Source organism: Halobaculum sp. XH14 (genome assembly GCF_032116555.1).
Taxonomy (GTDB): domain Archaea; phylum Halobacteriota; class Halobacteria; order Halobacteriales; family Haloferacaceae; genus Halorarum; species Halorarum halobium.
This window is the reverse complement of record NZ_CP134949.1, coordinates 2,159,820-2,174,675: the sequence shown is the minus strand read 5'-3', so window position 1 is coordinate 2,174,675 and position 14,856 is coordinate 2,159,820. Positions and strand designations below refer to the sequence as shown.

Below are 14,856 nucleotides of genomic sequence, written 5' to 3'. Positions count from 1 at the left end.
CGCGCGGTCCTTCCACTTTGCGAAGGCTTTTATAACCCGAACCGATACGACGAACCAAGCGGGTTTTCGTTACCCCACGAGGGGCCGAACATCGACCCGAGAGTCCCGTATCATGCGATCTTTCACGTTCAGTCGGACCGACGGCACCGCCCGGGTTCGGAGCGGTGCACCCCGCACAACCTCCCTGCAGCTATGAGTCAAGTCGACACGCAACTCGAAGAGACGAAGGCACAGATCGAATCAGAGATCCCCGACGACATCTCCGTCACCGACGTGAAGTACGAGGGGCCGGAGCTCGTCGTCTACACCCGCCACCCGAAGGAGTTCGCCCAGAACGGCGACCTCGTCCGGCGGCTGGCGTCGACGCTGCGAAAGCGCATCACCATCCGCCCGCATCCCGACGTGCTCTCGGACCCGACCGAGGCGGAAGGGCGCATCCTCAACGTCATCCCCGACGAGGCGGGCGTCGAGGACCTGGACTTCCACCAGGACACCGGCGAGGTCGTCATCGAAGCCGAGAAGCCGGGCATGGTCATCGGCCGGCACGGCTCGACGCTGCGGGAGATCACCCAGGAGGTCGGCTGGACGCCCGAGGTCGTCCGGACGCCGCCGATCGAGTCCTCCACGGTCTCGAACGTCCGGAACTTCCTGAAACAGGAGCGCGACGAGCGCCGCGACATCCTCGAACGCGTCGGCCGCCAGATCCACCGCGAGGAGATGGCCGACGACCAGTGGGTGCGCATCACGACCCTCGGCTGCTGCCGCGAGGTCGGGCGCGCCTCGTTCATCCTCAACACCGCCGAGACGCGGATCCTCGTCGACTGCGGCGACAAGCCCGGCGCGGAGGGGGAGGTGCCGTACCTCCAGATCCCCGAGGCGCTCGGCGCGGGCGCACAGAACCTCGACGCCGTGGTGCTCACCCACGCCCACCTCGACCACTCGGCGCTGCTCCCGCTGCTCTTCAAGTACGGCTACGACGGTCCGATCTACACCACCGAGCCGACGCGGGACCTGATGGGCCTGCTGACGCTCGACTACCTCGACGTGGCAAACAAGGAGGGGCGCACGCCGCCCTACGAGTCCGAGCAGGTGCGCGAGGCGATCAAACACACCATCCCGCTGGAGTACGGCGACGTCACCGACATCGCGCCGGACGTGAAGCTGACGTTTCACAACGCGGGCCACATCCTGGGCTCGGCGGTCTCGCACTTCCACATCGGCGACGGCCTCTACAACGTCTGCTTCTCGGGCGACATCCACTACGACGACACGCGCCTGTTCAACGGCGCGGTCAACGACTTCCCGCGGGTGGAGACGCTCGTCATGGAGTCGACCTACGGCGGGCGAAACGACTACCAGACCGATCAGGAGGACTCCGAGGAGCGGCTCATCGAGGTCATCAACGAGGCACACGACCGGGACGGGAAGGTGCTCATCCCGGCGTTCGCGGTCGGCCGGTCACAGGAGATGATGCTCGTCATCGAGGAGGCGATGCGCTCTGGCAAGATTCCGGAGATGCCGGTCCACCTCGACGGGATGATCTGGGAGGCGACGGCGATCCACACCACCTACCCCGAGTACCTGCGCGACGACCTCAGGGACCGCATCTTCCACGAGGACGAGAACCCGTTCCTCGCCGACCAGTTTAACCACATCGACGGCGGCGAGGAGGAGCGCCAGGAGGTCGCCGACGGCGGCCCCTGCATCATCCTCTCGACGTCGGGGATGGTCACGGGCGGTCCGATCATGTCCTGGCTGCGCCACCTCGGCGGCGAGGAGGAGTCGACGCTCACCTTCGTCGGCTACCAGGCCCAGGGGACGCTCGGCCGCCGCATCCAGAACGGCTGGGAGGAGATCCCCGTCCAGGACCGCAACGGCTCGGGTCGGACGAACACGCTCACCCTGAAGATGAACGTCGAAACGGTCGACGGCTTCTCCGGGCACGCGGACCGTCAGGGCCTCGAGAACTTCGTGAAGACGATGAACCCCCGTCCGGAGAAGGTGCTGTGTGTCCACGGCGACGAGCGCTCCGTGCAGGACCTCTCCTCGGCGCTGTACCACGACTACAACATGCGGACGTTCGCGCCCAAGAACCTCGAGACGTTCCGGTTCAAGTAGTCGGGCGGAGGGGGCACACGAGCGAGACTGGTTTTCCGCCGATCACGGCCGACCCTGCGAGCGACGATCCGTTCGAAACTCAGACGCGATAACCGGAGCCAGCAGAACTATACGAGGCCGCGCGACCTCTCGGTACGATGCTCGGTCCCGCCCGGTCGCTCGCACTCGCGTCCCTCCTCCTCGTCGCCACGATCACCGTCCCGGTCGCGCCCGCCGCCGCGGATCCGGCCGACTGCTTCGGTTCGGGCGAGGAGCTCGACATCGGCAGCGAGGGGCCCACCATCGACGTGACGCTGTACACGTCGCTGTTCACGAACATCCCCGGCGAGGGGACGTTCGGCGTCTCGCTCGTCGGCTCGACGGGTGAACACCGGATCATCACGCTCCGGACCGGGGTCGTCTTCGCCGGCGTCGGCGACGCGAGCGAGTTCCTCGCGGATCCGTTCTCGCGCTTCGGCCTCGCGTTCGACTACCGGTTCACGCTGCCGATGGTGAGCGCGGCGCTGGGCGAGGACGTCACCTACGAGCAGTCCGATCCGCCGGTCGATGGCGTCCCCGAGGCGAACTGTTCGGTCGACTGACCCTCACTCGACGGTTTCGGCGGGGTCCACGAACTCCCCGGCGAGTTCGTCGACGCCGACGCGGTCACACAGGTCGTACAGCGGGCAGGCCTCCGGACCGTCGAGACACTTCGGCTCGCGAGCGGTGCAGTACTCCCGTCCGAACTGGATCATCGCGGTGTGACCGAAGCCGCACTTTTCCGGGGGGACGGCTGCCTCGATCCACTCGCGCACCGTCTCGTGATCGGCGTCCGGGGGTGCGATTCCCAGCCGGCGCGCGATCCGGTGGACGTGCGTATCGACGGGGAACACCCCGCTGCGGCCGCCGGCGAACAGCAGCACGCAGTCGGCGGTCTTCGGCCCGACGCCGTTCATCTCGAGCAGCGCGTCCCGGACGGCCGCCGGCTCCTTCCGTGTGACGAACTCGTCGAACCCGGCCGCGCCGCCGTACTCCTCGCGGACTCGCCCGGCGAGGCGGACGATCGTCTCGGACTTCCGGTTGTACAGTCCCGCCGACGAGATGGTCTCGGCCACCTCGTCCTGCGCGGCGTCCGCGAGCGTCGCGGCCAGGTCCGGTCCGGCGTCCGGTGCGGTGCCGCCCGGCCCGAACCGCGCCATCAGCTCGTCGTGTGCGGGCTGGCTGGCGACGTCGCTCGTGTTCTGTGAGAGGATCGTCCGGACGAGACACTCGAACGCGTCCTGGCCGCCGTACGCCTTCCGCCAGTACAGCTCGCCGAGCTCGTCGACGACCGCCTCCGCGCGTGTGTCGGCCTCGTCGGTCGCGAACTCGGCGACCGAGCCGCCGCCGTCCGCGCCGCCGCTGATGTTCACGTCCGGCTCGTCGTCGCTCATGGGTTCGCTTCGGTCGGCTTGCTACAAGAACCGTCGGGGTCGGGGGGTGTCTGTCGATCGCGTCGCTGTACGGACGACCGATTCGGATGTCACGAATGACTGACCACGATGCTTCGGCCGACTGGCCGAATAGGACGTATCCGCTGCTGCTGGCGGTGAGTATAGCCCACGAGCCTCCCCAACCGATTGCGCTCCTCGCTCGCAGGCTCGCTCCGGTGCTCATCCCTCGCGCGCGAGAGCGAGCCCCACGAGGGGGCTCGCGTCACGCCGCCACCGCACCACGATTGGGTCGTCAAGCGTCGTGGCGGTTCACTCCACCCGGAACGTGGCCGTCAGCGGCGCGCCCCGCGAGAGCGCGGTCACCAGCTTCCGGTCGAGGTCCGCGGCCGCCCCGTCCGCATCGACCATCACGGTCCGCCCGTCGACGTACTCGCTCGTCCGGCCGACCAGGCTCCGGTCGCCCGTGAACGTCAGCTCAGGGTGGCCGCGCCCGGTCACCACGTCCTCGACGCCTGCCGCCTCGAACGTCGCCGTGATCGTCGCCTCCGCGTCGCGGCAGGCGGCCACGAACTCGTCGTCGAACTCCGCCGGCGTGCTATCGGCCTCGACCGCGAGGATGCAGTCGCCAGCCGGCGTGAGCCAGCCGTCGGTCGTCAGTTCGAACGTGCTCGCGTGCTCGGCGCGCACGTGCTCGTGACCCCGCGCCCGGACGACCTCTTCCAGCGTCACGACCTGACCAACGGCGGTGGCCGGGAAAGCCCCGCCGATCGCCGCCTGCCCATCGCGGCGTCTCGGGTCTCACACCTCGATGGTGAACGGTGCCATCTCGGGTCTTACAGCTCGATGCCGCCGGCAGCGCGGTCGAGCGCAAGCACGGCGAACCCGCCGACCAGCGCCGCCACGCCGAACAGCGCGAGCGCCTCCGGCGTCCAGCCGCGTCCGAGTTCCGCGAGCCGCTGCCCGGTGCTCACGACCGGCGCGCGCAGCGCCCCGACGATGAGCCCGACGAGGAACGTCATCGTCGTCTCGCGGTCCCTGGTCAGCGCGCGCCGGACCAGGTGGGCGACCGTCAACAGCCCGACGACGCCGCCCGCGATGAACGAGACGACCGTCACGCCCGGGCCGACGACCGATGCGGGGTCCGCGCCGCCGGCGACGCCGACGAGCGCGTCCTGGAACGCCGAGAGCGCGCCCGACATCCGCTCGTACTGGCCGAGGATGACGAGCACCAGCGAGCCCGATATCCCGGGCAGGATCATCGCGCTCACGGCGAAGGCACCCGCGAACGCGGTCGTCAGGGGGGTGCCCGGCAACACCGCGGACGCCTCGCCGGAGACGACGAACGCGAGAACGACGCCGCCGAGCCCCGCCACGATTCGCCGGCGGGAGTCGAGGTGGAGCTCCCCCCGGAGGACGAGCGCCGAGGCCGCGATGAGCCCGAAGAAGAAGCCGAACGTCGGGGCCGGTCTGGTCTCGATGGCGACGTGGAGCACCCGCGTCACCGTGAGCACCGCGGCGAAGATGCCGACGCCCAGCACCAGCAGGAACGTCAGATCCGCGTCGCGCCAGGCGTCCCGTATCTCCTCGCGGTCGCCCGCAAGTCCGCCCAGCGCCCGCCGGGCGAGATCGACGTCCAGCGACGTCACCGCCGCGATCAGCCGATCGTAAATTCCCGTGATGAGCGCGATGGTGCCGCCCGAGACGCCCGGCACGGCGTCTGCCGTCCCCATGCAGAGCCCGCGGAGAAAGACGCCGAGCGACGTGACGTGGTCCCCGTCGGCGACAGCGCTACCCGTTCCGGTTCCGTCGGCGGTCGCGCTCGGACCGACGCTATCGCCGGCGGTAGCCGAGTCGGTTTCCTCGCCCGCGTCGGTGCCGTCGGCCGGGTCGGTCACCATCTACGGCGTCACGTAGCGGCCGTCGCTGGCGCGGACCGCCGGCGCGGCTTCGGTAGAACCGAGCGCCGACGCGTCACCGGAGGCTCCACCGTCCGTCGCGGACTGGATGCCCGTGCCGATGATGGCCCCGCTTTCGTTTCCTGTCGTTCCGTTGCCGGCTGATTCGTTTCCGGCGGTCTCGTCGCCGCCGGACTCGTTCGCGCCCTCCGGCTGCTGGATCACCTGCTCTTCCAGGGTGACCGAGGTCGTCCCGTCACCGTCCCCGTTGACGTCACCCTCCGCCACGTTCAGCGTCGCCTGGTTCCGGAGGACGTAAGCGCTCTCGTTCGACTCCGCCTCGCCGGTGATCCGGTAGGGACCGGACGCCCGGACGCTGACGTTCGTGTACCCGTTCTCGGGGCCGTACTCGTCGTAGCCCGTCGTCGAGTACGGGAGCACGAACTCGAAGTTCCCGCTCGCGTCGGCGGTCGTCTGCTGTTCGTAGGTGAACGTCGACGCGTTGCCGCCATCGACCGGCATCTCCATCCGAACGGTCGCGGTGACCGTCTCGTTCGGGTCCGCGCCCGACCCGCTCACGGTCGCGCCCGGCACGCGCTCGAACGTCTTCACCCAGCGCGGCGAGTTCCGCTGGAGCACCTGCGGGGAGACCCCCAGGGCGCGCGACTCACGGAGCACGGACTGTGCGTACTGGCTCGAACTGTACGCGGACGACTGGCTCGCCTGCACGAGGCGGTAGTGCTGGAGCGCCGGCACGGGTTCGCGCGGGAACGCCCCGATGCCGCCGATCTGGGCGGTGCCGTCCTCCTCCACGAACTGCTCGGCGGCGCTCATGTTCGCGAACGTCCGGACCGCGGTGGCGTTCTGTCCCGTCGGCAGGGCCTTGTAGTCGGGCGCCTGCGGGACCGCTTCGTAGTCGAACACGACGACTCGCTCGCCGAACACGGTGTTGATGGTCGGGTCGGCCCGGCTCCCGTGGTGGAGATACAGCCGGATCATCTGGCTGTCGTAGTACCGCTGCGGGTGCTCGTAGAAGGCGAACGAGTACCCCTGCTCGGTCTGCTGCAGGACGGGGTGGTTCCGCGCGTACAGGTCCTCGGCGGAGACGTTGCCCTCGGAGTAGAATACGGCCGGGGCGCTCAGCTTCGCGCCCGGCGTCACCATCTCCCAGTCGACCATCACGTAGCGGGTGGAGGCGTCGTCCTCGCTGTTCTCCTCGAGAACGGCGTCGGCCTGCGAGGCGTTCGGCGCGAGGAGGTAGTTCGCCGCGTCGCGGGCGTTCTGCTGGAACGGGTTGGCGTTCGGGATGCGCTCGCCCTGGACGGTGATCCAGTGGCCGTAGTCCCACCAGGACATCGTCCCGTACGCGCCGCTCGGGTAGTCGTAGTCGGCTTCGGGCGGTCGGTCGTACGTTCCGTAGTACTCGAGTTCATCGGCGTTGTTCGCGCCGCCGAGCGTCCCCTGTGGGGGCGTGTTGTCCGACATCCAGTCCAGGCTCCCGTCCCACTGGACGACCGCGCCCGGGCCAGTGTTGTTGCCGGTCTGCCAGGCGGTGCTCGTCTGATCGATCCCCTGGTTTCCGGTGTTGCCAAGCGACAGCGGGAGCATCAGGACCGGGACGAGCACGACCATCATGGCCATCGCAACCGCGATCAGCTGGTACGTCTCCACGTCGGGAACCGTCTCCCGGGAGAGGTTCACGTCGAGCGCGCGGAGCACCTCGCGGAGGAAGTAGGCGTTGAACGCCGCCACCCCGACCGCGAGGTAGTAGTTGAAGCGGACCTGGGTGAACGCCGCGCTCGTGATGAACGCGACCCAGACGAACGCGAACAGGTACTCGGCCTCGTAGCGGACCCGGACGACCGCGAGGAACACGAGCACGGCGACGATGGCAAGCCCGAGAAGCTGCGGGTCGACGCCGATCGCGCCCGCGAAGCCGTTGTAGATGCCCCTGCCGAGGAACATGAACAGGATCACGAACGCGCTACCGCCAAGCAGCAGGTAGTCGTCGTCCTCGCCGCGCTGCCAGAGCGGCTTGGCCAGCAGCCAGACGGCGCCGACGAGCGCGGTGACGAACGCGAACCCGTACTCGGCCAGCACGACGCCCGTGGCGGAGTAGTACTGGGCGAGCGCGGACTGGAGGAACGGCTGGGCTTCGCCGATGGTCCGTGCCTGTGCGTTCGCCGAGAAGCCGATGAAGCGGAGCAGGTTCGAACTGATCGTCGAGAACGGCTCCGCGTCGACGAAGATCACGGCGAGAACCGCCAACGATCCCAGCCCGACGACCGCGAGCGGGAACCCGTGGGAATCGAGTCGGTCGTCCGAGAAGTCGCGCGCGTCGAACTGGCGCGCGAGCCAGGCCAGCCCGGCGGCCCCGAGCGCGACGCCCGGAATGAACGTGAGATGGAGGAGGCTGATACGGGAGGGGCTGAACGATGCGCCGTCGAAGCCGACGACGGCAAACAGCAGCGTGACCGCCATCGAGACGGCCGCGACGAAGGCGACGTGGTCGGGGGACCGGCCGCCGACGTAGTCGCTCACCGACTGGAGGGTGAGGTACACCGCGAACACGCCGATCAGGAGGATGCCCGGCGGCCACACCCAGAGGTAGAGGCCGAGTGCGACGCCGGCCAGCGCGCTCCACTTCGCGGACGACCGGAGCGCGTCCCACTCGCGTGCCTCGACGAGTTCCCAGATGGGTCGGTCGCGCTGGGCAACCGCCAGCGCGATCATGATTGCCACGACGGCGAACGCCTGGAAGAACGGCTCCGCGCCGTTGTGGTCGGCGAACCCGACGAGCGTGCGCCGCAGGAACGTCCCCGGGAGCAGCATCAGGACGACCGCCGCGAACACGCCGCCGATGCGGCCGCCGAGTCGCTTCCCGAGCAGGTACACCGGGATCGCCGTCAGCGCGCCGAAGACGGCCGGCGAGACGAGCAGCGTTCGCGTGATCAGCTCCGGCGACGGGTTACCGAGGCCGAGCACGAGCGCGGCGAGCGCGACGAGCTGGTCGAACAGGCTCCCGAACTGGCCGCCCGAGGCGTTCCCCAGCGGGAACCCGGTCCAGGGGTCGAACGGCATCGTGAACGGCCAGTGCTGGACGGCGTAGGTCGTCTCGCGGAGGTGGTACCAGGCGTCGTTGCCGTTGAAGTAGATCTCGCCGCCCCGGGTGAAGCGATCGTACGACTGGAGGCGGATCCACAGCATCGTGGCGACGACGACGAGGAGCGCCGGGACGTGGTAGACGTCCCGGGCGACGTCGAGGACCGACTTCCCCTCGAAGTCGTAGTCGAGGCCGAGGCGGGAGGGGACGTCCCCGGCGCTCGCGTCACTATCGCTGCCGTTACTCATTACGGTGTAGGATTCGGAAAGCGTGAATAAGCCTTGTGAAGTGTGACTCGGCGGTCGGCACTCGGGCGAGACGGAAACAGGTATGACCGTCGCATCTCATACCCGGAGCATGCGCGTCTCCGTCGTCCTCTGTACGTACGCCGAGTCGATGTACGACGACTTCCGCGAGGCCGCGGACGCCGTCCTCGACCAGACGTACGACGACGTGGAGCTGGTGGTTGTGGTCGACGGGACGGAGGCGGTGTTCGAGCGGGTCCGGGACGACTACGGCGACCGGGAAGACGTCGTGCTCCACTGTAACGACGAGAACGTCGGGCTGCTGGAGAGCCGAAACACCGGTGGGGAGCTTTCGACTGGCGACGTCGTCGCGTTCATCGACGACGACGCGGTGCCGGCCCCGGACTGGGTGGAACTGCTGGTCGGGGCGTACGAGGAGCACGACCGTGTGGCCGTCGGCGGGAAGATGACCGGCCGCTGGGTCGCGGGCCGGCCGGCGTACCTGCCCGCCGAGTTCGACTGGCTGGTGGGAGTGACCCACCGCGGTTTCGCCGATGGTGAAGGTGAGGTTCGCAACACCTTCGGGTCGAACATCTCGTTCCGGCGGGACGTCTTTCTGGAGCTCGGTGGGTTCGACGTCGAGATCGGCGGCCGAAAGGGCGACGTGAACATGCAGGGCGGCGAGACTGAGCTCGCCGTTCGCGTGCGCGAGGAGTACGGACAGGGCGTGTGGTACGTGCCGGAAGCGGAGGTGGAACACAAGGTGTTCGAGTACCGGACCGGGTTCTGGTGGTTGCTGGATCGGGCGTTCTGGCAGGGGTACTCGAAGCTCCTCTTCGAGAAACTGGTGTCGGGTGCCGGGGGCGACGAGGAGGCGTCGTATCTGGGGACGCTCGCTTCGGATGCCGTCCCTGCCAGGGTGAACGATCTCGTCGAGGCCCGCTCGCCGACGAGTGCCGGGAGGCTCGCCGCGATCTTCGTCTTTACCGGCGCTGTCGGGCTCGGCTACGTCTACGGGCTGTGTAAGTGGACGTTTACGCCGGGAGCCACCCCCGGTGGTGATCGGTCGTGATTCCCACGCGTGCGCCGCCATCGCTCCCCCGTTTCGCACTTTCCGTTATCGGTTCGATCATGCGGAGGACGGGGGAGCTTCGCGCGGCGGCACGGCGGCCAGTCCGTAACCATCGGGACGACCGGAGTCTGTTCCGGACCGGTCCACGCGCCACGGCAGCGACGGGGCGAACCGCGGGGGAGCCCATCATCGGCATTGAAGGGAGTCTCCGGAAAACTGGGGTGTGAGAGGATGAGAATACTGTGGCTCCGACCCTCGAAGGGGGACAACATCAGCGTTCGTCGTGAACGCATCGCCGAGGAACTCGAAGCTGCGGGGTACGAGATCGACATTCAGGACGCCAGCGGACTCGATGCCCTCCGGGCCGTTCGGCGGGCGATCACCGGCGAGTACGACGTCATCGCGGGCAACGTGAGGATCGGCCTCTACATAGGGTACCCGCTCTCCAAACTGCTCGGAAAGCCGTTTCTCGGCGACGTGAGCGACCCCATCTCCGACATCGACTACCTGTCCGGACCGCTGTTTCGGTTCTTCGAGTGGTACGAATGGCAGGTTCTGCGTCGAGCAGACGCGACCGTGTTCGTCTACGAATCCTCACACGAGGAGGCGATGGAACGCGGGATCGAGGAGGCAGCGCGGTTGCCGAACGCGGTGAACTACGAGTTCTTCGCGGAGCCGGACGAGGACGCCGTTCGGGAGTCCCGGCAGGTCCTCGAACGCGAGGGAGTCACGCTGGACGGGCCCGTCGCCATCTACATCGGCGTCTTCTCATCGAGATACGAGATCGAGGAGATACTCGCCACCGCTGACGCCGCTCCCGGGTGGGAGTTCCTCTTCGTCGGAGAGGGGGAACTCGAGGACCAAGTCCGCCGTGCCGCGGACACGCACGAGAACGTGTACTATCCCGGGGCGTTCGAGTACGAGTTGATGCCGGGGTTCCTCGCGCACGCCGACGTCGGCTTCTGTTTCAAGGACGGGGAACAGCCGTTGAAACTCAAGGAGTACGGGGCGGCCGGGCTCCCGATCATCGTCCGCCCCGGGAACCTCTCGAAGTGGTACGGGTCCGACGAACTGCTCTTCGTCGAGCCCGAACCGGACGCGATCGCGGACGCGCTCTCTCGCCTCGAGGACGACGAGGAGTTGCGGGAATCGTACGCAAACGCCGGCGAGTCGATCGCGCGGCGCTGGAGCTGGGCGGAGATCGCGGACGGGTACGACGAGCTATTCTCGGACATTTCTCGCAGGTACGGAGGTTCTCGTGCCCACGACGCGCCACATTAACTGCTGGGACGCACGAGACGCCAGTTGCCGTTACGACACCATTCCACCGCCGAAACCGGGTCAGCCACCGCCGGGTCCGGGTGCGGAGCGACGAACGTGGGCCGGTGCGAGGTCGAAAAGAATATTCGGTGACGGTTGGGACCTTGCCGTAATGAAGAACGTCCTTCTCGTCACCGTCGACTCCCTGCGGGCCGACCACGTCGGCTATCACGGGTACGACCGTGACACGACGCCGAACCTTGATCGACGGGCCGAGTCCGCCCACGTCTTCTCGAACGCGTTCTCCAACGGATGTAGTACACGCCGGTCGTTCCCCTCGATCCTGTCCTCGACGTACCCGCTCATGCACGGCGGATTCGAACGGATCACCGAGGACCGGACGTTGATCTCCGAAGCGCTTGCCGAACAAGGATACGAGACCGGCGGGTTCCAGTCGAACCCGTTCCTCCTGGCGGAGTTCGGGTACGGGCGTGGCTACGACCACTACTTCGGTTCGAACGCCGAGGCGTCCTCGACGTCGAAGCTCCGCCAGTTCGTGAAACAGTCGTTCGACGAGGATGGCGCCGCGTTCCAGCTTCTCAAGTCGGCGTTCGATTTCAGCGAACGGGCGCTGGGCTACAACCCCGGAGAATCGTCGGTCCCCGCCGACGTGAAGACCGACAAGGCGCTCGAATGGGTCAGTGACGTCAGCGAGCCCGCGTTCCTCTGGGTCCACTACATGGACGTTCATCACCCGTACCACCCGCCGGCGGAACATCAGCTCGAGTTCAGGGACTCGGTAGTCTCGAAGCGTGAGTCGGTGAAACTCCGCCGGAAAATGCTCGAGGCCCCCGACGAGATCACGGACGGGGAACTGCAGACGATCCTGGACATCTACGACGGGGAGGTCAGGTTCTTCGACGAGCAGATGGACAGGCTCATCCGGGAGACGAGGGCTTCCCTGTCGGGGGAGACGGTCGTCGCCATCACCTCCGACCACGGCGACGAGTTCAACGATCACCACGGGTTCGCACACTACGACACGTTCTACGACGAACTCCTTCACGTTCCGCTGGTGATCGACGCGGACGGAAGCGGTCGATACGACGAACTCGTGAGCTTGCTGGATCTCGCACCGACCCTCCTCGACTACGCCGGCGTGGACGTTCCCGAGACGTTCGTCGGTGACAGCCTGGTTTCGTTGGTGGAGCACGGCGACTGGAACAAGGACGCGGTGATCGCCGAATCGGGGACCCTCGCGGACGAGGAGTTCCGCTGTGCGTACCGAACCGACTCCTGGAAGTACATCCGGGGTGGGGACCACAAACGGGCGGACGCAAAGCCCGAGGAGGAGCTGTACGATCTCGTCGAGGACCCTGAAGAACGAGAAAACGTCGTCGAGGCGGTTCCGGGGCGGGCGAGCGAGTTCCGGGACGCCGTGCTGGCCCACAAGCGGACCCTGGAAGAAACTGACAGGTCGGTCGCGGAGGTGGCGATCGACGACGAAACCCAGCAGCGACTGGAGGATCTGGGGTACAAGTGAGCGCCCTCCGAGTTCCTCCACGCCGGCTCTCGAGGGCGGGAGCGAAGGGTTCATAGTCTTCTCGTCTGCACTCTCCGGTGCGTGAACTCCAGCAGCGAATCTCCACCTAACATCGTTCTGGTTACCCTGGACGCGTGCCGGTTCGACTACGCCCGCGAACACGCGTCCGAACTCCGCGAACTCGCGTCCGAGAACGTCTGGTTCGAACGGGCGATCGCGCCGAGTCCCTGGTCGTTGCCGTCCCACGCGTCCCTGTTCACCGGCCAGTATCCCCACGAGCACGGCTGTCATCGACTAGATGGAACGATCGACGCCAGGCTCGCCGTCGAGCTTTCAGAACGCGGATTCAGCACGTACGGAATCTCGGCGAACGGCTTCGCGAGCCAGCGCACGGGGTTCCATGAGGGTTTCGACGAGTTCTACTACACGGGTGGTCGGGAGTTGTACGCCGACGGGATGGACGTCTCCGGGTTCGCCCAACGACAGCTCGACTCCGCCGACAACTCCAGGGTTGACGTTCTGGTCGACACGCTCAAAGCGATCGCCGACCATCGACGCCCGTTCCGGAGCGCCGCGAACCTCCTCTCGGTCGGTATCGGCGAGGTCGCTACCGAGTTCGACGTCGTTCAGCGCATCCCCCATCCGATCGTTTCGCCCGATAGCGGGTACTGTTACTCGCCCGAACGAAACACTCGTCGGTTGCGGACCGTGCTGGATCGACACGGCGACTCCCCGTTCTTCGTGTTCATGAACTTCATGGACACCCACAGGCCGTACAAGCCCCGTCCGGAACTGCAGGAAAAACATCTCGGAAGACGACTCTCGTTCTCGGAGATTCGCCGGTTGAACGAACACGTCGCGTATCCCTGGGAATTCGCGGACGAACTACAGAACGGGTCGATCGACGAGGAGGACGTCGAAACAGTCCGCGGCCTGTACGCCGGCGAGGTCGAAACCGCCGACGAACAGTTGAAGCGGGTTCGAGACTCGCTCGATGAGGCGGGCGTTCTCGAAGACACGCTCGTCGTCGTGACGAGCGACCACGGCGAGAACCTCGGCGAGACTGACGAGCGGGGGTGGCGACGGATGGGACACGAGGCGTCCGTGAGCGACGCCGTTCTCCACGTCCCGCTGCTCCTTGCTCACCCTTCGCTCGAACAACGGACCGTCTCCGAGCCGGTGTCACTGAAGGATCTCTACCACCTGTTCCTGACGGGAACCTCGGAACTGATCGGGACGGGCGGCTCCGTGATCCCTGGCCTGTTGCCGTTCGAAGGGGTGACGGAGAGTCACTATCCAGCGACGGGTGGACAGAAGTTCTACGAACGGCACCCGGACGTCGCTGAGGAGACGATCGATCACCGGGTCGCGGAACACTCCGTGGTCACGTACGACGCCTCGTGGAAGGTGATCGCTGAATCGACCGGTGCACGCTGGGCCGGTACTGCCCGGGAGGAACGACCCTACGCCGATGCACCGGACCTGCTGACCGAGACCGCGGAGCAACACTTGTCCGAACTGCGGGACCGGGACGGGGACGGACCGATGTCCGAGGAAGACGTTTCCAGGCTCGAAGCGCTGGGGTATCTGTAGGTCGGGTTATGCGGAAGGTGGAACGAACTTCCCTTCCTCTTTCAGCCGTTCGTAATGCTCCATGTCCCTGTAAGAGAAAACTTCAGCAGGGTGGCCACCCGCGATTGCTCCCTTTGGAACGTCCTGAGTTACCACTGACCCCGCCTGGATGATCGCACCTTCCCCGATTTCCACTCCCGGAACCACGATGACGTTGACACCGAACCAGACGTTGTCTCCGATTTCCACGTCCTTCCGCACGTAGGAATGGTCATAGGGAACGGCATCGCTGTCATCGTAGTCGTGATTTCTGGTGACGATCTTACACCCTGGAGCTGACCGAAAGTTATCGCCGATTTTCAGGTAGCCGTCACCACGTACTTCCATTCCGTTGAACTTCACGTTGGTTCCGATCACCGAGTTCGGGGAGAGTCGGCTGGGGCCGTTCACGATAAAATCGTCCCCGACTTCCTGAGCTTGTTGAGTGAGTTTGAACGTGTAATATTCTCTCTCCAACCACGTTCGGATCGTGTAGAATACATCGTATGAGTCCGCAAGGAGCTTCGATATCATCTGAGTTTGGAGTTGGTGATATGGTTCGTTATCGGGGAGTTATAAGTGTTGTCGGCAGCATCT

11 protein-coding genes are annotated in these 14,856 nt (G+C 66.5%); 6 read left to right on the top strand and 5 right to left on the bottom strand.

Translation table 11 applies throughout. The features are described from left to right. Positions 1-192: 192 nt before the first annotated feature. Together RJT50_RS11120 and RJT50_RS11115 are read left to right on the top strand one after the other, a co-directional pair. Positions 193-2,118 (top strand): beta-CASP ribonuclease aCPSF1, encoded by a 1,926-nt coding sequence (locus tag RJT50_RS11120; protein ID WP_313691391.1) that lies wholly within the window; start codon positions 193-195, stop codon positions 2,116-2,118. Positions 2,119-2,255: 137 nt separating this feature from the next. Further along, positions 2,256-2,699, top strand: a complete 444-nt coding sequence (locus RJT50_RS11115) for a DUF7332 family protein (RefSeq protein WP_313691390.1) — start codon at positions 2,256-2,258, stop codon at positions 2,697-2,699. 3 nt (positions 2,700-2,702) lie between these two features. On the opposite strand, the gene RJT50_RS11110 is transcribed toward RJT50_RS11115, so the two are convergent. From RJT50_RS11110 to RJT50_RS11095, 4 genes are all read right to left on the bottom strand, one after another. Beyond that, on the bottom strand, positions 2,703-3,530 hold the full coding sequence (locus RJT50_RS11110) for an endonuclease III domain-containing protein (protein ID WP_313691389.1): 828 nt from the start codon (positions 3,528-3,530) through the stop codon (positions 2,703-2,705). A 309-nt stretch (positions 3,531-3,839) separates the two neighbouring features. Continuing rightward, entirely contained in the window at positions 3,840-4,253 is a 414-nt protein-coding gene (locus tag RJT50_RS11105) for a DUF371 domain-containing protein (RefSeq protein ID WP_313695983.1), read from the bottom strand. A gap of 110 nt (positions 4,254-4,363) precedes the next feature. After that, the gene (locus RJT50_RS11100) at positions 4,364-5,260 is read right to left on the bottom strand and encodes a DUF368 domain-containing protein (RefSeq protein ID WP_313695981.1); all 897 of its coding nucleotides are present in this window, start codon (positions 5,258-5,260) and stop codon (positions 4,364-4,366) included. A gap of 168 nt (positions 5,261-5,428) precedes the next feature. Next, positions 5,429-8,776: an oligosaccharyl transferase, archaeosortase A system-associated gene (locus tag RJT50_RS11095; RefSeq protein WP_313691388.1), complete on the bottom strand. Its 3,348-nt coding sequence runs from the start codon at positions 8,774-8,776 to the stop codon at positions 5,429-5,431. Positions 8,777-8,885: 109 nt separating this feature from the next. Between RJT50_RS11095 and aglG the strand changes: the two genes are divergently transcribed. The 4 genes from aglG (at position 8,886) to RJT50_RS11075 (ending at position 14,241) form a co-directional block, all read left to right on the top strand. After that, the gene (aglG, locus tag RJT50_RS11090; RefSeq protein ID WP_313691387.1) at positions 8,886-9,845 is read left to right on the top strand and encodes a glucosyl-dolichyl phosphate glucuronosyltransferase; all 960 of its coding nucleotides are present in this window, start codon (positions 8,886-8,888) and stop codon (positions 9,843-9,845) included. A 231-nt stretch (positions 9,846-10,076) separates the two neighbouring features. Then, positions 10,077-11,126: a glycosyltransferase gene (locus tag RJT50_RS11085; RefSeq protein WP_313691386.1), complete on the top strand. Its 1,050-nt coding sequence runs from the start codon at positions 10,077-10,079 to the stop codon at positions 11,124-11,126. Between the two features lie 151 nt (positions 11,127-11,277). Next, positions 11,278-12,648 carry a sulfatase family protein gene (locus tag RJT50_RS11080; RefSeq protein WP_313691385.1) on the top strand — a complete coding sequence of 457 codons (1,371 nt, stop codon included), beginning with the start codon at positions 11,278-11,280 and terminating at the stop codon, positions 12,646-12,648. 81 nt (positions 12,649-12,729) lie between these two features. Then, entirely contained in the window at positions 12,730-14,241 is a 1,512-nt protein-coding gene (locus RJT50_RS11075; protein WP_313691384.1) for a sulfatase family protein, read from the top strand. Positions 14,242-14,247: 6 nt separating this feature from the next. Here RJT50_RS11075 and RJT50_RS11070 read toward each other — a convergent pair whose 3' ends face one another. Next, on the bottom strand, positions 14,248-14,793 hold the full coding sequence (locus tag RJT50_RS11070) for an acyltransferase (protein WP_313691383.1): 546 nt from the start codon (positions 14,791-14,793) through the stop codon (positions 14,248-14,250). Positions 14,794-14,856: the final 63 nt, after the last annotated feature.